The sequence below is a fragment of the Paenibacillus sp. J31P13 genome (genome assembly GCF_056269295.1).
In genome coordinates this window covers 110,173-125,260 of record NZ_JBWDNR010000010.1, presented here as the reverse complement: position 1 = coordinate 125,260, position 15,088 = coordinate 110,173, and the positions used below count along the sequence as shown (strand labels likewise).

Below are 15,088 nucleotides of genomic sequence, written 5' to 3'. Positions count from 1 at the left end.
GTGAAATGGATGATAATCGGATTAACCGGCGGTATTGCCAGCGGTAAAAGCACAATTGCCCATATACTCGTACAACGCGGTGCGCTGCTGGTCGATGCCGATCAAGTCGCAAGGGAGGTCGTCCTTCCCGGAGCACCAGCACTGGAGGCAATTGCCTCTGCGTTTGGACAAGCTGTCCTTGAAGCTGACGGATCGCTAAATCGTAAATCGCTAGGCGAGATCGTGTTTCGTGATAAAGAAAAGCTTAAGCAGCTTGAAGCGATCACCCATCCTGCTATTCGTACACGAATGCAGGAACAAATACATACGTATGCTAAGCAATATCCTGAACGTCTAATCGTTGCGGATGTGCCTCTGCTCTATGAAACGGAGCAGCAGCATCTTTATGAAGGAATTATGGTTGTTTATGTACCTGCCGAAGTGCAAATTGCACGATTAATGAAGCGTAATGAAATGTCCGAGGAAGAGGCTGCTCGACGAGTAAAGCTTCAAATGGATATTGAACGTAAAAAAGGATTAGCGGATTGGGTTATTGATAATAGCGGTACAGTCGCGGATACGGAGCGGCAGATCGATCAGTTTTGGAAAAGCCAGCAGCTGCCATGAGGATATTGCTAAAGAAGAGAGTATTTCTTGTTCTGTTGTTAGGTCTTATCGCTATTTTGTTTCTCAAATCGGATTGGCTTGCAACATGGATGTATCCTGTCTATTATAAGCAGGACATTTCAGCGAGTGCATCTAATTACGGTATCGAGCCTCATCTAGTCGCTGCCATTATCCGTAGTGAAACCAATTACCAGACAGGCAAGGATTCAAAGAAGGGCGCATTGGGGCTCATGCAAATCATGCCTGAAACAGCAAAGTGGGTTGTGCAGAAAGCAGGCTTTCAAGAAGTAACGGAGGACATGCTGCGCAATCGCGCTGATGTAAGCATTGAAGTGGGGTCATGGTATTTGAAATCTTTGCATCAACAATTTGATCAGAACCAAATTGCTGCGATCGCAGCTTACAACGCTGGACCTGGTAATGTTAGGAAATGGCTGGATTCAGGTGTTTGGGATGGTAGAATGGAAACAGTAAAGCAAATTCCATTCGGTGAGACGAGGCACTATGTACAGCGGGTCATTTATTATTATAATAAGTACAAGGATTTGTATCCTGGCTTATAACGAACTCGCTTTTATGACGGAGCATACAATTAAGCCTTGGAGGCTCGTCTTTTCATAGACGAGCCCAGCCAAGACTTCTGTTATTCATACAACTGTAAATGAATCACTATTTTTGACCAGCAAGGGATTGCTCAGCAATTTGTACGAGGCGACGGGTGATATATCCCCCGATGGAGCCTGCGTCTTTAGTTGCCATGTTGCCATAGTATCCGTCTTGTGGAATTGCGATACCTAGCTCTTGAGCCACTTCATATTTCAATTGGTCAAGGGCAGCTGTCGCTTGTGGTACTACTAGTTGGTTACTGCTACGGGATGCGCTCATGTATGTTCACCTCCTTGCGGTTGGTAAATGTATTATGCGCAAAAATCAAAAGTTCATTACAGGAATTACATGGAAATTTATTTTTTTTGAGAATATGCTCAAAACGAAGGTTCACCTACTTGAAAGGAGGCGATATGCAACATGAAATGTCCATATTGTGACTATGCCGGAACGAAAGTATTAGATTCCAGGCCAGCAAACGAAAACAAATCAATTCGTCGCCGCCGTGAGTGCGAGAAATGCAGCCGCCGCTTCACGACATTCGAAATGATTGAAGAAACGCCTCTCATTGTCATTAAGAAGGACGGCAGTCGTGAGGAATTCAGCCGTGATAAAATATTACGCGGGCTTATTCGAGCCTGTGAGAAGCGTCCTGTACCTGTAGAGCGTCTTGAGGTCATCGTATCCGAGGTTGAGAAGGAGCTCCGCACAACGGCTCTCGCTGAAGTAGACAGCAGTGATATTGGCGGTATCGTCATGAATGAGCTATATCCGGTTGATGAGGTCGCGTATGTTCGTTTCGCGTCCGTATATCGCCAGTTTAAAGATATCGATATGTTTATGAAGGAGCTTAGCAGCTTGTTGTCCAAAGAGCCGCTTAGCCCTCCTCATGTAGATAAAGATTGACAGTTTTTATGGCGCTATGCTAATATCAATTTTGTCGCTATTCAGTGACATTAAGCAATATCTGGGGCCTTAGCTCAGCTGGGAGAGCGCATCGCTGGCAGCGATGAGGTCAGGGGTTCGATCCCCCTAGGCTCCACCAAACACAAACGTCAACACGCCGATTTAGGCGTGTTTTTTTGTGTTTGGTGGAGCCCATAGGGGGCGAACCCCGGGGTTCAGTCCGCGCGGACGGAGCGAATGCGGAGGAGCACGGCGTCTGAATCTACCGCTAAAGTCCTCGTCGAGTTGGCTTCGTCAGCCATTAGATGCCGTTTACAACGCGGCGAAAAGCGCGGACCCTGCTACTCGCGTCCTCTACGATTGGCTATATCAATTCGTGAAAGGCACTTATCAGAAGCAAGACGCCGCTCCGCCTGATGTTGTAGCGCTCATGAACGGGGAGCCGATCTCGGAGCATACGATTGTGCCTGATACGACAGAGGCTGCTTTCACTTGGACTATTCCGGGAGATGACGGCAGCGGGATCGTTAAAGTAACGGCCAAGTATGACGGCAAGCCTTATACGGAAGGAACTGTTGTAGATCTTACGGGCAAGCCGGGCAAGCATGTGCTGGAGCTGACGGTGGCGGCCGCCAAATCCAAGACGGTTAAATTCGTAATAGAAGCACGTTTGGGCGCTAAAGGTCTATTGGTTCTTGTTGATAAATACGCGGACAACAAGCAGCTTAGCAATGCCGATACGATCCGCGCTATGCGCAACGCCCTGATCATGACGGAGCGTACACAAGAGAGCGATCCTGAGCAAGCCATAGGCTATTTGCTGGCATTCAATGCGAAGCTGGAAGGGGCTAAAGGCCTTGAATTTGTAACGGAAGGCGCTTATACGGCGCTGAAGGAAGGCGTGTATTACGAGATCGGCAGCATCGCGCAAGACAAAGAAGCAGAGGCATCCTCGACGGAAGCCGCAGGTCTGGAGCCTTCGAAAGCGCTGGATGGCGCACCGGGCACGCGCTGGGCGAGCGAAGTGCGCGATACCGCTTGGTTCCAGATCGATCTGGACAGCAAGCAAACCTTCAATACGATCCGCATCGATTGGGAATATGCGCGCGCGGACCAATACCGTCTGAGCGTCTCGGATGATAAGCAGACGTGGGAGCCCTTGAATGTCGGCAACAATGGCGTGGCTAAAGCGTCCGACGGCAAGATACATCAAGTTTGAGGGACTGAATCGGGCAACATTCTACGGTTATTCTTTCTATGAATTCGGTGTGTACGATCTTGCCCAGCAGCAAGAGCTGAAGACATTGGACGGCATACAAGCCGCAGTGGACGCCTCCACGAAGAAAGTCACGATCGACGGGTTGGTCATGAACGGCAAGAAAGAACCTTTGTATGTCAAAGTGCTTGACCCAAAAGGCAACATTCAATATACCGGTCAGACGGGCACTGAGGATGACGGAAGCTTCCGCATCGCCTTTACGTTGACCGGAGAAGAGCAGGGACTGTATACAGTCGAGCTTGAAACGGATGACATGACGACTCCAGAGCAGGCCGCCTTCGAATATCGCAAGCCGCCTTCCACTGGCGGAGGCAATGGAGGCAGCATTGGAGGCGGTCCGGCGCAAGATCCGTATACGTTGCAAGCGGACGGTTCAGTCAAAGCCGTGCTTGTCCCGACATTGAAAGGCAATCAGGCTGCGGCTTCGGTCGGAGCAGCGGATCTGAATGCCGCGATTCTCAAGGCAACAGCCGACAGCAACGGCAACAAGCATATTCGTCTTGAATTGAAGCCGTCGAACGCGGCTGGCAGCTATGCTTTGGAGCTTCCGGCAGCTAATCTGACGAACCAGTCTAATCTGATTCTGCATATCTCCACGCCGTATGCCCAGCTTGCTCTGACTGGCGACATGCTGGCTGGAGTCAAGGAAAATGCCGGAAAGCTGCTCGTTATCGTAAGCGACCATGCAGGCGAGTATCGCGGCAACGAAGCGGCTGGCCGGATCGGCAACAGGCCAATCGTGGAAATTGCATTGCAACTGGACGGTGAAGCTCTGTTTTGGAACAATGCGAAGGCACCGATTTCCATTGCGATACCATATTCGCTTCAAGCGGAAGAGCAAGCAGCTGATCTGCAAGCTTTTGAGCTGACGGGCAACAGCGCGACGGCAATTGATGGCGCGTCTTATGACAAAGACAAGGGCGTACTGCGATTCTCCATCGACCAAGTCGGCGTCTATACTGTCGGCGGCAAGAAACCGGCTGCATTCACTGACCTTGGCAAGCATGAATGGGCGCGCGAGGCGATCGAGAAGCTGGCCAAAAGGGGCATCGTCAAAGGCACCTCGATCGAAAATGGCACTTTCAGCCCCGCAAATCAAGTAACGCGAGCTGATTTTATCCTGATGCTGGTGAACATGCTTGACCTGCGCGCCGAGATTACCTCGACGTTCGCCGATGTGAAGCCGAATGATTATTACTACGATGCGGTGTCCATCGCCAAGCAATTGGGAATCGTTTCGGGAGTGAACGAAGTTAACTTTGCTCCTCGTGACTCAATCAGCCGCCAGGACGCTATGGTTATGCTGACCCGAGCGCTGCAAACGACAGGGGCAATCAAGCCGTCCGCATCCGGTTCAACACTTGAGGGCTTCCGTGATGCGAGCCAGATTGCGCCATATGCTACGGACAGCGTGGCAACGATGTTCGAGCATGGGCTGGTTACGGGCTCCAACGGCTATATGAAGCCGAAGAGTACGACCAGCAGAGCGGAAGCGGCGACGTTCTTGTATCGCGTTCTTCAATTAATCGAGGGGCAGCAGCAGGAGTAGACGCGGGAACAATTGATTTAAGCACATTCCGATTAGCGCGGCAACGCGCCCGGGATGTGCTTTTTCGACGATACAGAATAAAACTTCCTGAATGGACGGATGAAGCCGGTAAGCCGTCCCGCGCTTTCGCGATGAACTGCGGGCGCGTGATGGGCGCCTCCGACCCCCACGTAAGACGCCCCAGCGCGCATGGCCGACGCCGCTTCCTCGGGCATCCCGATGCGCCCTTCCGCGACGAACGGTAACGCGCAGCGCTTCGCTCATCCACCGGACGAGCTCCAGGTCGGGGCCTTCGGACCGAGGGCCATGCGGCGTATAGCTGGATAACGTCGTCCCGACGAAATCCGCGACAATCCGCTCGGCGGCAAGCTATGAAGTCGTAGCTGCTAGGCTCCACCAGGGGTTAGTTAGCGCAGCGGTGGAGCACGACATGGATATCTATTGATAGGTTTTTTACGTTAGATAACGATTGCCACAGGTTCATAGAATGGATTGCAAGTTGGCAGCCAACTGATTGATTGGCTTATCTACATGGCAGTGCAGCCGATATAAAAATGAAGGTCGCGGTTGTTCGATTAGCAGTTTATTCACTGCACCCAAGTCATGCAACTCACCCAAGCGAGATGCTAGCATGCGCGGCGTCACTTGCTCAAGGGCATGCCTTATATCTTGAAAGTGTTCGTAGTTGAAATGGAGAGCAAGCAAGACGGTCATGTTCCATGCTTTTGCGGGTGTCTTTGGTAGTGAAACCAACAACGGTGGGAGAGCGCATCGCTGGCAGCGATGAGGTCATCTAGAGAAAATAGTGTTAGTATAAACGGATATTGGGGATATTTTAAACCATAGATGAAGTCGAAAAGCCGCGTCAACAGGCATACTGTACATGTGGCTTTTATCGTTTGAAATTCAAGCAAGAAGGAGTATGGGGAATTAAGCTCAAATTGGTGAAATCCTTATTGGACTGTCAGATTTAAAGCGCAGTGCAGCGAAAAATGCGCTCAGGCCGTCTAATAGGTGGAGGTGATGATTCAGTGATGCCGGCCGGCTCGAATAACAAGGAAAATTTCCCGAAAGATCCCACTCAAGCTCTAGAGCAGCTGATGGAAAGCTTTGGCTCGACGATCATGCGCACCGCTTATTTTTATACCGGCGATCGGCATTTTGCCGAGGATATCAGTCAGGAGGTATTTCTTCGCGCTTATCGCAACTGGAACTCGTTTCGTGGAGATAGCGCGGTTAAAACCTGGTTGACGACGATCGCTATCAACGTTTGCAGGGACAAGATGGGCGTGCGGATGTTTACGGAACAGCCGACCGATCCCAGCCTGATGGAGCGGGGACGGATATTCAACGTGGAAGAAGAAGCGCTTAAAAGATTGCAGAAAAGCGAGATTTTGCGGCATATGCTGCGTCTGCCTCTGCCGTATCAGGAGGCTTTGTATTTATATTATTATCTGGACTTGGACACACGGGAAATTGCGAAAGCGACGTCGTCGCCAGAGGGAACCGTGAGAAACAGACTGCACCGGGCGCGCGAGGCGTTGGCTCGGGAAATGCGCAAGGAGGAGACAACCGATGACGGACATGGAGCGTAATTTACGTCAACAATTGCAAAAGGAGTCGGATGATATGTTGTTTTCTAGAATAGAATTGAGCGATAGCGTTAAACAGAAGATCAGGAAACAAGCCGCCGCGGAGCAGAGAGGCCGCCGCCGATTCGTTCTTCCGAAAGCCTGGCTTGCAGGAGCGGCAGCGCTGGTCGCGGCAGTCGTCATAGTCACGGGATTGCCGATGCTGCAAGAGCCCGCCGCAGTCCCGACGCCAACGCATAATTCGTCGGAAATCGTACTGCCCGGAAACGGAGGAGCCACAGGTTCGGAGTTGTCCCAATTGATTACAACTCCGTTAGGAACGGCGGAGGCAGCGAAAGCAGCTTTCGGTTCCGGTGTGCTTGTTCCTCAAGTCGCCCCGGAAGGCTTCAAGCTGGCTGAGATCGTCGGCGTGGGAATGAAGGACCAACCGCTCAGAGATTTGAACTTCACATACGGCTCGGGTGATAAGACGGTGACGTTCAGCGCGAGCCGCATGCCGGCGGCGTTCCCGACGGACCTGTTCACACAGACCAAAGTGGGCGGAGCGGACGGCTTAATTTTCGAGCAAGCCGAGTTCACGGAGCTGTTCTGGGTGGTTGACGGCATTCAGTATGGCGTGTCCGGTCCGATTTCGGGCGACGAGGCGATGAAGGTAGCCGAATCGGTGGAACCTTAATGAGTTGATGCGTGTATATCGTGAATGAATTGAACGCCCCACCCGTCGAATGCTAGATAAATTGGGGTAGTGTAATATCCCCATACGGGAGAGCGCATCGCTGGCAGCGATGAGGTCAGGGGTTCGATCCCCCTAGGCTCCACCAAACAATAAATTCAAACCACTTCATCCGAAGTGGTTTTTTTTATTGTTTGGTGGAGCCCAACAAGGGGGCGAACCCCGGGGTTCAGTCCGCGCGGACTTAATGTGTGAATAAGCTTCGAAGGAAATGCATCTAGTGGAGGAGCACGGCGTCTGAATCTACCGCTAAAAGTCCCCGTTGAATAAGCTTCGTCAGCATATGATCAGGATTCGGACATCCCATAATGGTAAGATAGACGAGCTGTATCCCCCTAGGCTCCACCAATAAAACAATTCAACCACGTCCTAAGGACGTAGTTTTCTATTTTTAATATGGTAAAAGCCGACAAGGTACCTGCCGTGGTGATTTTTTGCCAGGTAGTTTCGCTAGGTATGAATCTCCGGTTGAAACCTCGCAAAGCACAATTGCCTATTTTGATCATTAGACACACACTATTTTTTTGTATGAGGACTGAGGTTCCGCTATTTGTCTGATTTTGTTAATTTGATTATTTATGCGGACAGGAAATCCGTTATAACCTAATAATCGAGTTATTTCTGGGCTTTTATGGGGGAATAACGGAACCTCAGTCCATATGGATCAAGATATACGGCTGATTTCCATTAATAACGGATCCTCTGTCCGCCAGATTGTTCGTCTGACTATTATAAGAAGCTACTAGGACTCACTATGACCAATTTTCGTTATTAAGATTTTTTTGCAACCACTTATCATGTAGCTATGTAATCGTGGTCGATGAAGCGCACATAAGTAAATATAACTTTTTTCAATTATCTCAGTGTAAGTTAAATATCCAATTGAGGGAGAGAGCATCGCTGGCAGCGAAGATCCAGCGTTTCGCACTCACTAAGGTCCACCATACTTGACCATCGAAACGGCAAAATTACCGATTTTTTTTGTTGTTGATTGTGTACAACCCTCTATACATGTGGAGAGTCTAATATTGATGGTTCGTAATTCATAAATGAGAAGAGACAGTATCGCTCAAATACATAGCCATTCAAGTTGCCTTTACCCGGAAAAGGCTGATAAGTAACTATGGAAATGATTTCTATCGACATCGGTACTCCTTCTAATATGAACTTGGTAAACCTACGATTCTTGCAATTGCCCTGACTCCCGGCGTCGCCGACTCATGAAAACCAAGAACAATGCAATTACCGTGAGGATAATCCCAAGTACTTGAAATCCCTCGAAGTTGAACTTATCCCCCATTACGATACCGATTAACAAGGAAGAGAGAATAGTACCAAGGTATCTTGATGTATTAAATAGTCCGGATGCTACACCGATTGTTTCTTTAGGAGAACTTTGGAACAAGGCCGCTTGCATTCCTACACTGTACAACCCGTTGCTAATACCGAATGCAGCCAAAGCGAAGCACACGCTGATAACCGGTGAAGTTTGATTTAATGTTACTAGCCACGCCGACCCTAACACCATCAGGATTGCAGACACCAGCAATGCCGGTCTTGGTCCTGATTTATCAATCCATCGTCCTGCTATAGGAGAAGTAACGAGCGAGAATAAGCCTAAGCTTAACATGAGAATTCCTGTTTGGAACTCGCTGACATGACGTACCATTTGCAAGTAAGACGGAAGCCCGAAAAAGAGTGAGTAAAAAAGTACGTTAACGAGCATGAATTCGACATTAACCCAAGTCATCGCAGGATATTTGGCGAATGTGCGCAAAGGAATGAAGGGTGACGTTGCTTTTAACTCATGTCGTACGAATGTAAATAGCGAAATGAGACCTAACAGCATGGCAATAACATTACTTAATGAGATATGCCCAGATGATTTTACTGAGAGTAATCCAAGGAGCATGGCAATCAATCCTATTGAGAAGAACAATATCCCTGACACATCAATCAAATCAAACCATTTGCGAAAGGACATACCCAATGTTACGGATGTTGACGGTTCGTCCTTAGGAATATTCCTCCAAGATAATAGAAAGCTCACCACGACGAATGGGATATTGACGAAAAAGATAGCAGACCAGCCCCACCAGTGAATGATGACCCCTCCAATAAAGGGGCCAATTGCTGCCGCGCCGGATAGGAATATGGACAAAACAGAAAGCGCAGTTGCTTGTTTTTCCGTAATATGAATTCGCACAATGGCCATTCCAACCGCAACCATCATGCTAGTTCCGATTGCTTGCAAAATGCGGAACATGATGAGACACCCGAAGTTTGGTGATAGTGGAGCTAATAATGATGCAATAAAGGCAACAACAAGCCCGGTAAGAAATATCTTTCTACGTCCGAATAAATCGCTGGCCTTTCCCATGATTGGTTGAGCGATGCTACTTGCAATGTAGAAAGAAAAAACAATCCAGGAAACACCTGTAAAGTCAAGTTGGAATACATGTTGCAGCCTTGGAATAGCAACAGATACCATTGAAGAATTTAATGGGTTCAAGAGTATCCCAAGGCCAACGGAAATCATCAACCACTTGCTGCGAACATTCATTTTTGGTCCCCCCAAAGTGTATTAATGCCATCGTACTTGAAATCGTTTATTTATTCCAACGCATTTCATGGTATGATTTCATTGACTCAAAGGAATGAATGGAGGTTGCGCAATGGAACTTCTTCAACTGCAATATTTTCTCGCGGTAGCTCGTTTGGAGCATGTGACAGAAGCTGCACGAAGTCTGCATGTTACTCAGTCGTCACTAAGTAAAACGATTCAACGCTTGGAAGACGATCTGGGGGTCCCTCTGTTTGATCGAAAAGGGAGGAAGCTACGATTGAATGAGTTCGGTAGCAGATTTCTTCATCGCGCGGAAAGGGCTTTGTTCGAATTGGAACAGGGGAAGCAAGAGATTAGCGATTTGTCCAGTCAGGAAAATGGCACACTCGAATTGGGAGTGACCACCGCAAGCACTTTACCAAATCTCCTTCGAGAGTTTCGGAAAAAACGGCCCGATATTCAATTTCATGTGCAGATGCTAACCATGAATGAAATGGATACGCTTCTTCATAGAGGAGAAGTCGATTATTGCTTATCCTCACCGCCGGTACAAGGGGATGATATTGAATGTCAAATTGTATTCGTTGACCCAATCCTAGTAGCTGTTCCAAAAAGGCACCGTCTGGCAGACCGAAGCAGCGTATCCTTACTAGAACTAAGGGACGAATGGTTTGTCGGTGTAAAGAGAGGCTACGGTACTCGTGATCTAGTGGATTCTATTTGTCAATCTGCTGGATTTGTACCAAAATATGTGTTTGAGGGAGATGAACCTGCAAGGCTAAGCGCTCTGGTTGAAGCAGAAATTGGCATAGCCTTTATGCCAAGCACGGCAAGGCTTTTACGGGAGCATATCAAATATCTCCAAGTAGAGAATCACGAATTGGTAAGGGAGATAGCTTTATTATGGCACAAGGGTCGGTACATATCGCAGGCTGCTCTGGAGTTCCGTGAAGTCGTTGTTGAATACTTTCGATCGAAAACAAACAATTTAAACATAAATCACAACTAATCAACCACGTCCTTAGGACGTGGTTTACTATTTTATATCAACTTATGAAAAAAACCAGTGCCACATCCTGATGTTCAGACTGTTGCACTGGTTTTTTAACTATCGTTCTCCGTTTACCCATTTGTTGCCCTACGGCCCTGCGGTAGCAGTTGATAGCCGCCAGTCGTTCAGCTCATTCACAGAAAAGGGTTAATATGAATGATAGCTCCAGTGGATCGGTCCAAAGTTACAAGAAACCGGCCATCGCTAGTAAGTTTGCCTTCGGAAGTAGCAATAATTACAAATCCAATAAGCGAGTCATTGGTGTAGCTATGCTCTATTGTTGTGATTTGTACTTCTTGGACACTAACGCCCAGGAATGGTTGAGCCAATTGAATCGCTTTCTCTTTACTTTGGTCTATTGAAATCCATTGTTCTTTTTCTATTTCATTGCTCTTTGTTGATTCTTTAAATGCCTTCATATCGTTAATACCGATTATTTTATTATTAGGACCAACCCATACACGTTTACTGTCGTCTGTGGTTACATAAGATGCAGTGGCTACTTCTCTCTCATCTTTTATAAGTGAAAATCCAGTCAGGTTAAAATACTTCTGCAATACCGTAGTAGCTTCTTCTGCAGTATTGACTGTCAGGCTTTGGATTTGGCCGCCTCCAGGCTTCGATAGCTTTACCACTTCCACTGTTTCTTTTAATTGGGTTGGTGCCCCTTGCGCATTTACTAATGAGAATGAGCAGACAGTTAATAGCGTTGCCAATCCTAATACAGATAAGCGCATAGAATTTTTCTTAAAATGTTTAATCATGAGAATTCTCCTTTTGAGATGCTTGTAATTACCCGATAATCCGACCAAACCTGGATATCTCCGGGCTCCTGCATAATGCTCCAATAAATTAATGATCGTCTGGCCATACGCTGCTTTGTGTTCAGCATGGATGTAGGACAAGGCTAATGCATCACAGGCTACCTCTTGATCTGCTCGCATTCGTACGTAGACAACCCACATTAACGGATTAAACCAATGTAAAATAATCAGAACATGCATGAGCCAATTCATCGCAACGTCCCTGCGCTTGATATGTGCCAGTTCATGATTGAAAATATAACGGAATTGATGGGCATCCATCGAACGAATCAACGAACTGGATAATAAAATCCTTGGTTTCATAAACCCATAAACCGCAGGACTCGGCACTGCATCTGTTACGGTCAGAAGAATCGGTTGTTTGACCGACATTTGGCGCTTGCATTGCTCGAATACTTGTAATATCGCCGGATTGGTTACAGTGGGCTGTTTTTTAATTCGTCTATATACGTTGATATTGGCTATAAGGGTTACAAGACTCAAGACTATGACCCCTAGCAACCAACCAAACAATAGGATGTCTCGCAGCGTTATTTTGGATAATAGATCCACAAACGATTGCTTTGCATGGACTTGTTCCTCAGGAACGTTCGCAGCGGAATGAACCGTGACGTCGGATGAAACCTTGAGTGTCCATTCGCTCGGAGAATCCACGTTATTCTTCAACTGATTTCTTCGTTCATAATAATTGGAAATATCATCGAACGATTTTAAAAGGGATTCATTAGACAACTGCTGCTTAATTGGAAATAGATTGTACACGCTGTATGAGCTCTCTGGTGCCCAAGGTAATACGAGTCGGATGACAATAGGCAACCATAGGAGATAATGCCACTTCGGCTGCAACTTGTTTCTGAGCATCCATTTGATCATGACAATGAGAACAACCAGCACACTTGCCATCAGCGAAGCCCGAATCACCCAGTCGAAAAAAACCTGCATAAACATCAGCACATATGTCATGGCTATAGGTCTGTCTTCGAATTGTTCGCATCGTTTTTGTTATCATCGAATAATTGTTTTAGTTCATTGATTTCCTGTTCCGTCAGTTTTTTCTCCTGAAGGAAGTTCGCAAGCATCGGTTTAATGGCTCCACCGTACAACTTTTGCAGAAAAGTTTTGGTTTCACTTTGCAAATACTCATTTTCTGAAACCAATGGATAAAACATTTGGGCTCGTCGCGATTCGTCTTTGTTGATTCCAACCGCTTCTTTCTGCACAAGGCGGTTAAGCAGCGTACGAATCGTCTTTGGACTCCAGTCCATTGTTTCCGTTAGTTGTTTAACAATTTCGCTGGATGGACATTCCTTCCTCGCCCAGAGGATTTTCATAACTTCCCATTCTGCATCTGTGATTTGTGGTAATTTTGTCATACTCGAAACCTCCCGTTACATGTAAAAGGATCACAATTGTAGGCCTACAACTCATATACTACACGTGTAGTCCTATTATGTCAACGAACGTCTCGTACCATTCACTTCCTATAACGACGAAAATAATAATAATTATCAATTATAGTTGCTTGTTTTTGGGTGTGTAATACCCCTAGGTGGGAGAGCGCATCGCTGCGCTCTATATCAACGTATCCGCACATTCGCAATATTTCAGACTGAGCGATTTTTTATAAAATGAAGCAAATCCCTATCTCTCCCAGTTGTTTTCCTTTCTTACTCGACAAGCAGGCTATGATCTCCCTAACATAGTTCTCTAGTACTTTAATTAAACTTATATTGTTTGCTCTTTCATTTGTTTTGTAATCTGAGTTACATATTACTTCAGAAAGATATGCTATAAATATATTTGAAGAAACGCTAGCGATGATCGTTTTCTTCTATTTAAAATAATATGTATATCGAGGGAGTAAGATTGTTTTGATAATTGAAAAGAAAATGAAAAATGAATTCATAGGTGGGTATTATAAGATTAAGAAGCAAATGAGCGCTTTGCTTGTTTTTATTATGATTGCTTCTAGTATGTTTGCATTACCCGTTGCAGCAGCGACAGAAAATACGCAAGGGAAGGTAACAAATACACCAATTTATGTAGATGGTAAAGAGGCGGAACAGGATATCCTTTCAATATCTATTAATAATTCATTATATTTGCCACTTCGTGCGACTTCTCAACTACTCGGCTTAAAAGTAGACTGGAGTCAAGCAGAGCAAGTGGTTTACATTACGACTAGCTCTAGCTCAGTTACTCCCGCCCCTAATAATGATATTGGATTGAACACAGGGTCTACAATTTCAGTAAAAGTATCCAATGCTACTATTTTTGTAGATGGCAAGCAGATTCAGTTGTTAGATACAAACGGTAATAAAATTTCTCCTCTATCGTACCAGGGCAGTATATACTTGCCGATTCGAGCGCTTGCCACTTCTCTTGGACTGGAAATAGCTTGGGATGGTGTTAAGGGACAAGTCAATGTTAACACTCAGTCAGCTAGTGAAAAGCCAACAGGTGAAAAGGGTAATCAGGGCGAGCGAGGTGAAACAGGGAACACAGGAGCGAAAGGTGATACTGGAGCAACAGGACCAGCAGGACCGCAAGGAGAAAAAGGAACGAAAGGTGATACGGGAGCAATAGGACCAGCAGGACCGCAAGGAGAAAAAGGAGCGAAAGGTGATACGGGAGCAACAGGACCAGCAGGACCGCAAGGAGAAAAAGGAACGAAAGGTGATACGGGAGCAACAGGACCAGCAGGACCGCAAGGAATAACAGGAACGAAAGGCGATACGGGAGCAATAGGACCAGCAGGACCGCAAGGACCAGCAGGAGCTAAAGGCGATACGGGAGCAGCGGGAACAGCAGGTCCTAAAGGAGATACAGGTGCAACAGGCGCAACAGGTCCAGCAGGACCTCAAGGCCCACAAGGCGAGTCAGGAAGTAACTCCATTCCTTGGGCAAATGCTGTCACGCAAAATACAGCCGTTCCTGTTACTTCACAAGGAACGAGAATAACTTGGCCGAGCGCTTCATTAGATGTAACTTCTTTTTCTCATTTATCTGACGGAATATCAGTTAAACAATCTGGCTTTTATTACATTACCTATCATGTTAATTTGACGGAGGCAAAGAGCATTGGAACAAGTCTACTAATAAATGATTTTTCACTATTCTCTTCTATCATTCCTCCAGGTCATGCTCGATCAAATTATTCAGCTACTGTAATAGAGTATATCACTGCAGGAAGCAAAATTTCGCTTCAATTATATGGAGCTTCAGAAACTGTGAACTTGGTAATTCAAGGTCAGGGCGCTTCACTATCCATTATGAAGCTTTCCTAATATACTTTCAATTTGGCTTTATGAAGCAGGAAGGTCATCATTATGTGACAAATGACGACCTTTTTATTTTATACTCAGCAAGGGCGATA

General features: G+C 46.6%; 14 protein-coding genes and 1 tRNA gene. 10 read left to right on the top strand and 5 right to left on the bottom strand.

Going from position 1 to position 15,088, the window contains the following annotated elements:
* The first annotated feature begins 9 nt into the window (after positions 1–9).
* On the top strand, positions 10–606 hold the full coding sequence (coaE, locus tag AC0YOD_RS24715; protein ID WP_475802038.1) for a dephospho-CoA kinase: 597 nt from the start codon (positions 10–12) through the stop codon (positions 604–606).
* Positions 603–1,169: a lytic transglycosylase domain-containing protein gene (locus AC0YOD_RS24710; RefSeq protein ID WP_475802037.1), complete on the top strand. Its 567-nt coding sequence runs from the start codon at positions 603–605 to the stop codon at positions 1,167–1,169. The genes coaE and AC0YOD_RS24710 overlap by 4 nt, the downstream gene beginning before the upstream one ends.
* 106 nt (positions 1,170–1,275) lie before the next feature.
* Here the strand turns inward: AC0YOD_RS24710 and AC0YOD_RS24705 are convergent, their stop codons facing one another.
* Positions 1,276–1,491 carry a small, acid-soluble spore protein, alpha/beta type gene (locus AC0YOD_RS24705; RefSeq protein ID WP_475801997.1) on the bottom strand — a complete coding sequence of 72 codons (216 nt, stop codon included), beginning with the start codon at positions 1,489–1,491 and terminating at the stop codon, positions 1,276–1,278.
* 141 nt (positions 1,492–1,632) lie between these two features.
* On the opposite strand from AC0YOD_RS24705, the gene nrdR reads away from it, so the two are divergent.
* The 4 genes from nrdR to AC0YOD_RS24685 all read left to right on the top strand — a co-directional run bounded on the left by nrdR (position 1,633) and on the right by AC0YOD_RS24685 (position 4,946).
* Positions 1,633–2,118 (top strand): transcriptional regulator NrdR, encoded by a 486-nt coding sequence (nrdR, locus tag AC0YOD_RS24700; RefSeq protein ID WP_475801996.1) that lies wholly within the window; start codon positions 1,633–1,635, stop codon positions 2,116–2,118.
* Positions 2,119–2,181: 63 nt separating this feature from the next.
* Positions 2,182–2,257, top strand: a tRNA-Ala gene (locus tag AC0YOD_RS24695).
* Positions 2,258–2,296: 39 nt separating this feature from the next.
* On the top strand, positions 2,297–3,337 hold the full coding sequence (locus AC0YOD_RS24690; RefSeq protein WP_475801995.1) for a discoidin domain-containing protein: 1,041 nt from the start codon (positions 2,297–2,299) through the stop codon (positions 3,335–3,337).
* On the top strand, positions 3,282–4,946 hold the full coding sequence (locus tag AC0YOD_RS24685; RefSeq protein WP_475801994.1) for an S-layer homology domain-containing protein: 1,665 nt from the start codon (positions 3,282–3,284) through the stop codon (positions 4,944–4,946). The genes AC0YOD_RS24690 and AC0YOD_RS24685 overlap by 56 nt, the downstream gene beginning before the upstream one ends.
* A gap of 480 nt (positions 4,947–5,426) precedes the next feature.
* Here AC0YOD_RS24685 and AC0YOD_RS24680 read toward each other — a convergent pair whose 3' ends face one another.
* On the bottom strand, positions 5,427–5,702 hold the full coding sequence (locus AC0YOD_RS24680) for a winged helix-turn-helix transcriptional regulator (protein ID WP_475801993.1): 276 nt from the start codon (positions 5,700–5,702) through the stop codon (positions 5,427–5,429).
* A 278-nt stretch (positions 5,703–5,980) separates the two neighbouring features.
* On the opposite strand from AC0YOD_RS24680, the gene AC0YOD_RS24675 reads away from it, so the two are divergent.
* Together AC0YOD_RS24675 and AC0YOD_RS24670 are read left to right on the top strand one after the other, a co-directional pair.
* On the top strand, positions 5,981–6,541 hold the full coding sequence (locus AC0YOD_RS24675; RefSeq protein WP_430061645.1) for a sigma-70 family RNA polymerase sigma factor: 561 nt from the start codon (positions 5,981–5,983) through the stop codon (positions 6,539–6,541).
* Complete coding sequence (locus AC0YOD_RS24670) at positions 6,522–7,214, top strand: DUF4367 domain-containing protein (RefSeq protein WP_475801992.1); 693 nt, start codon at positions 6,522–6,524, stop codon at positions 7,212–7,214. The genes AC0YOD_RS24675 and AC0YOD_RS24670 overlap by 20 nt, the downstream gene beginning before the upstream one ends.
* A 1,234-nt stretch (positions 7,215–8,448) precedes the next feature.
* On the opposite strand, the gene AC0YOD_RS24665 is transcribed toward AC0YOD_RS24670, so the two are convergent.
* Complete coding sequence (locus AC0YOD_RS24665) at positions 8,449–9,834, bottom strand: MFS transporter (RefSeq protein ID WP_475801991.1); 1,386 nt, start codon at positions 9,832–9,834, stop codon at positions 8,449–8,451.
* A 112-nt stretch (positions 9,835–9,946) separates the two neighbouring features.
* On the opposite strand from AC0YOD_RS24665, the gene AC0YOD_RS24660 reads away from it, so the two are divergent.
* Positions 9,947–10,846, top strand: a complete 900-nt coding sequence (locus AC0YOD_RS24660; protein ID WP_475801990.1) for a LysR family transcriptional regulator — start codon at positions 9,947–9,949, stop codon at positions 10,844–10,846.
* Between the two features lie 176 nt (positions 10,847–11,022).
* Here AC0YOD_RS24660 and AC0YOD_RS24655 read toward each other — a convergent pair whose 3' ends face one another.
* Together AC0YOD_RS24655 and AC0YOD_RS24650 are read right to left on the bottom strand one after the other, a co-directional pair.
* On the bottom strand, positions 11,023–12,675 hold the full coding sequence (locus AC0YOD_RS24655; protein ID WP_475801989.1) for a M56 family metallopeptidase: 1,653 nt from the start codon (positions 12,673–12,675) through the stop codon (positions 11,023–11,025).
* A gap of 2 nt (positions 12,676–12,677) precedes the next feature.
* Entirely contained in the window at positions 12,678–13,085 is a 408-nt protein-coding gene (locus tag AC0YOD_RS24650) for a BlaI/MecI/CopY family transcriptional regulator (RefSeq protein ID WP_475801988.1), read from the bottom strand.
* Between the two features lie 498 nt (positions 13,086–13,583).
* On the opposite strand from AC0YOD_RS24650, the gene AC0YOD_RS24645 reads away from it, so the two are divergent.
* On the top strand, positions 13,584–14,999 hold the full coding sequence (locus AC0YOD_RS24645) for a BclA C-terminal domain-containing protein (protein ID WP_475801987.1): 1,416 nt from the start codon (positions 13,584–13,586) through the stop codon (positions 14,997–14,999).
* Positions 15,000–15,088 lie beyond the last annotated feature (89 nt).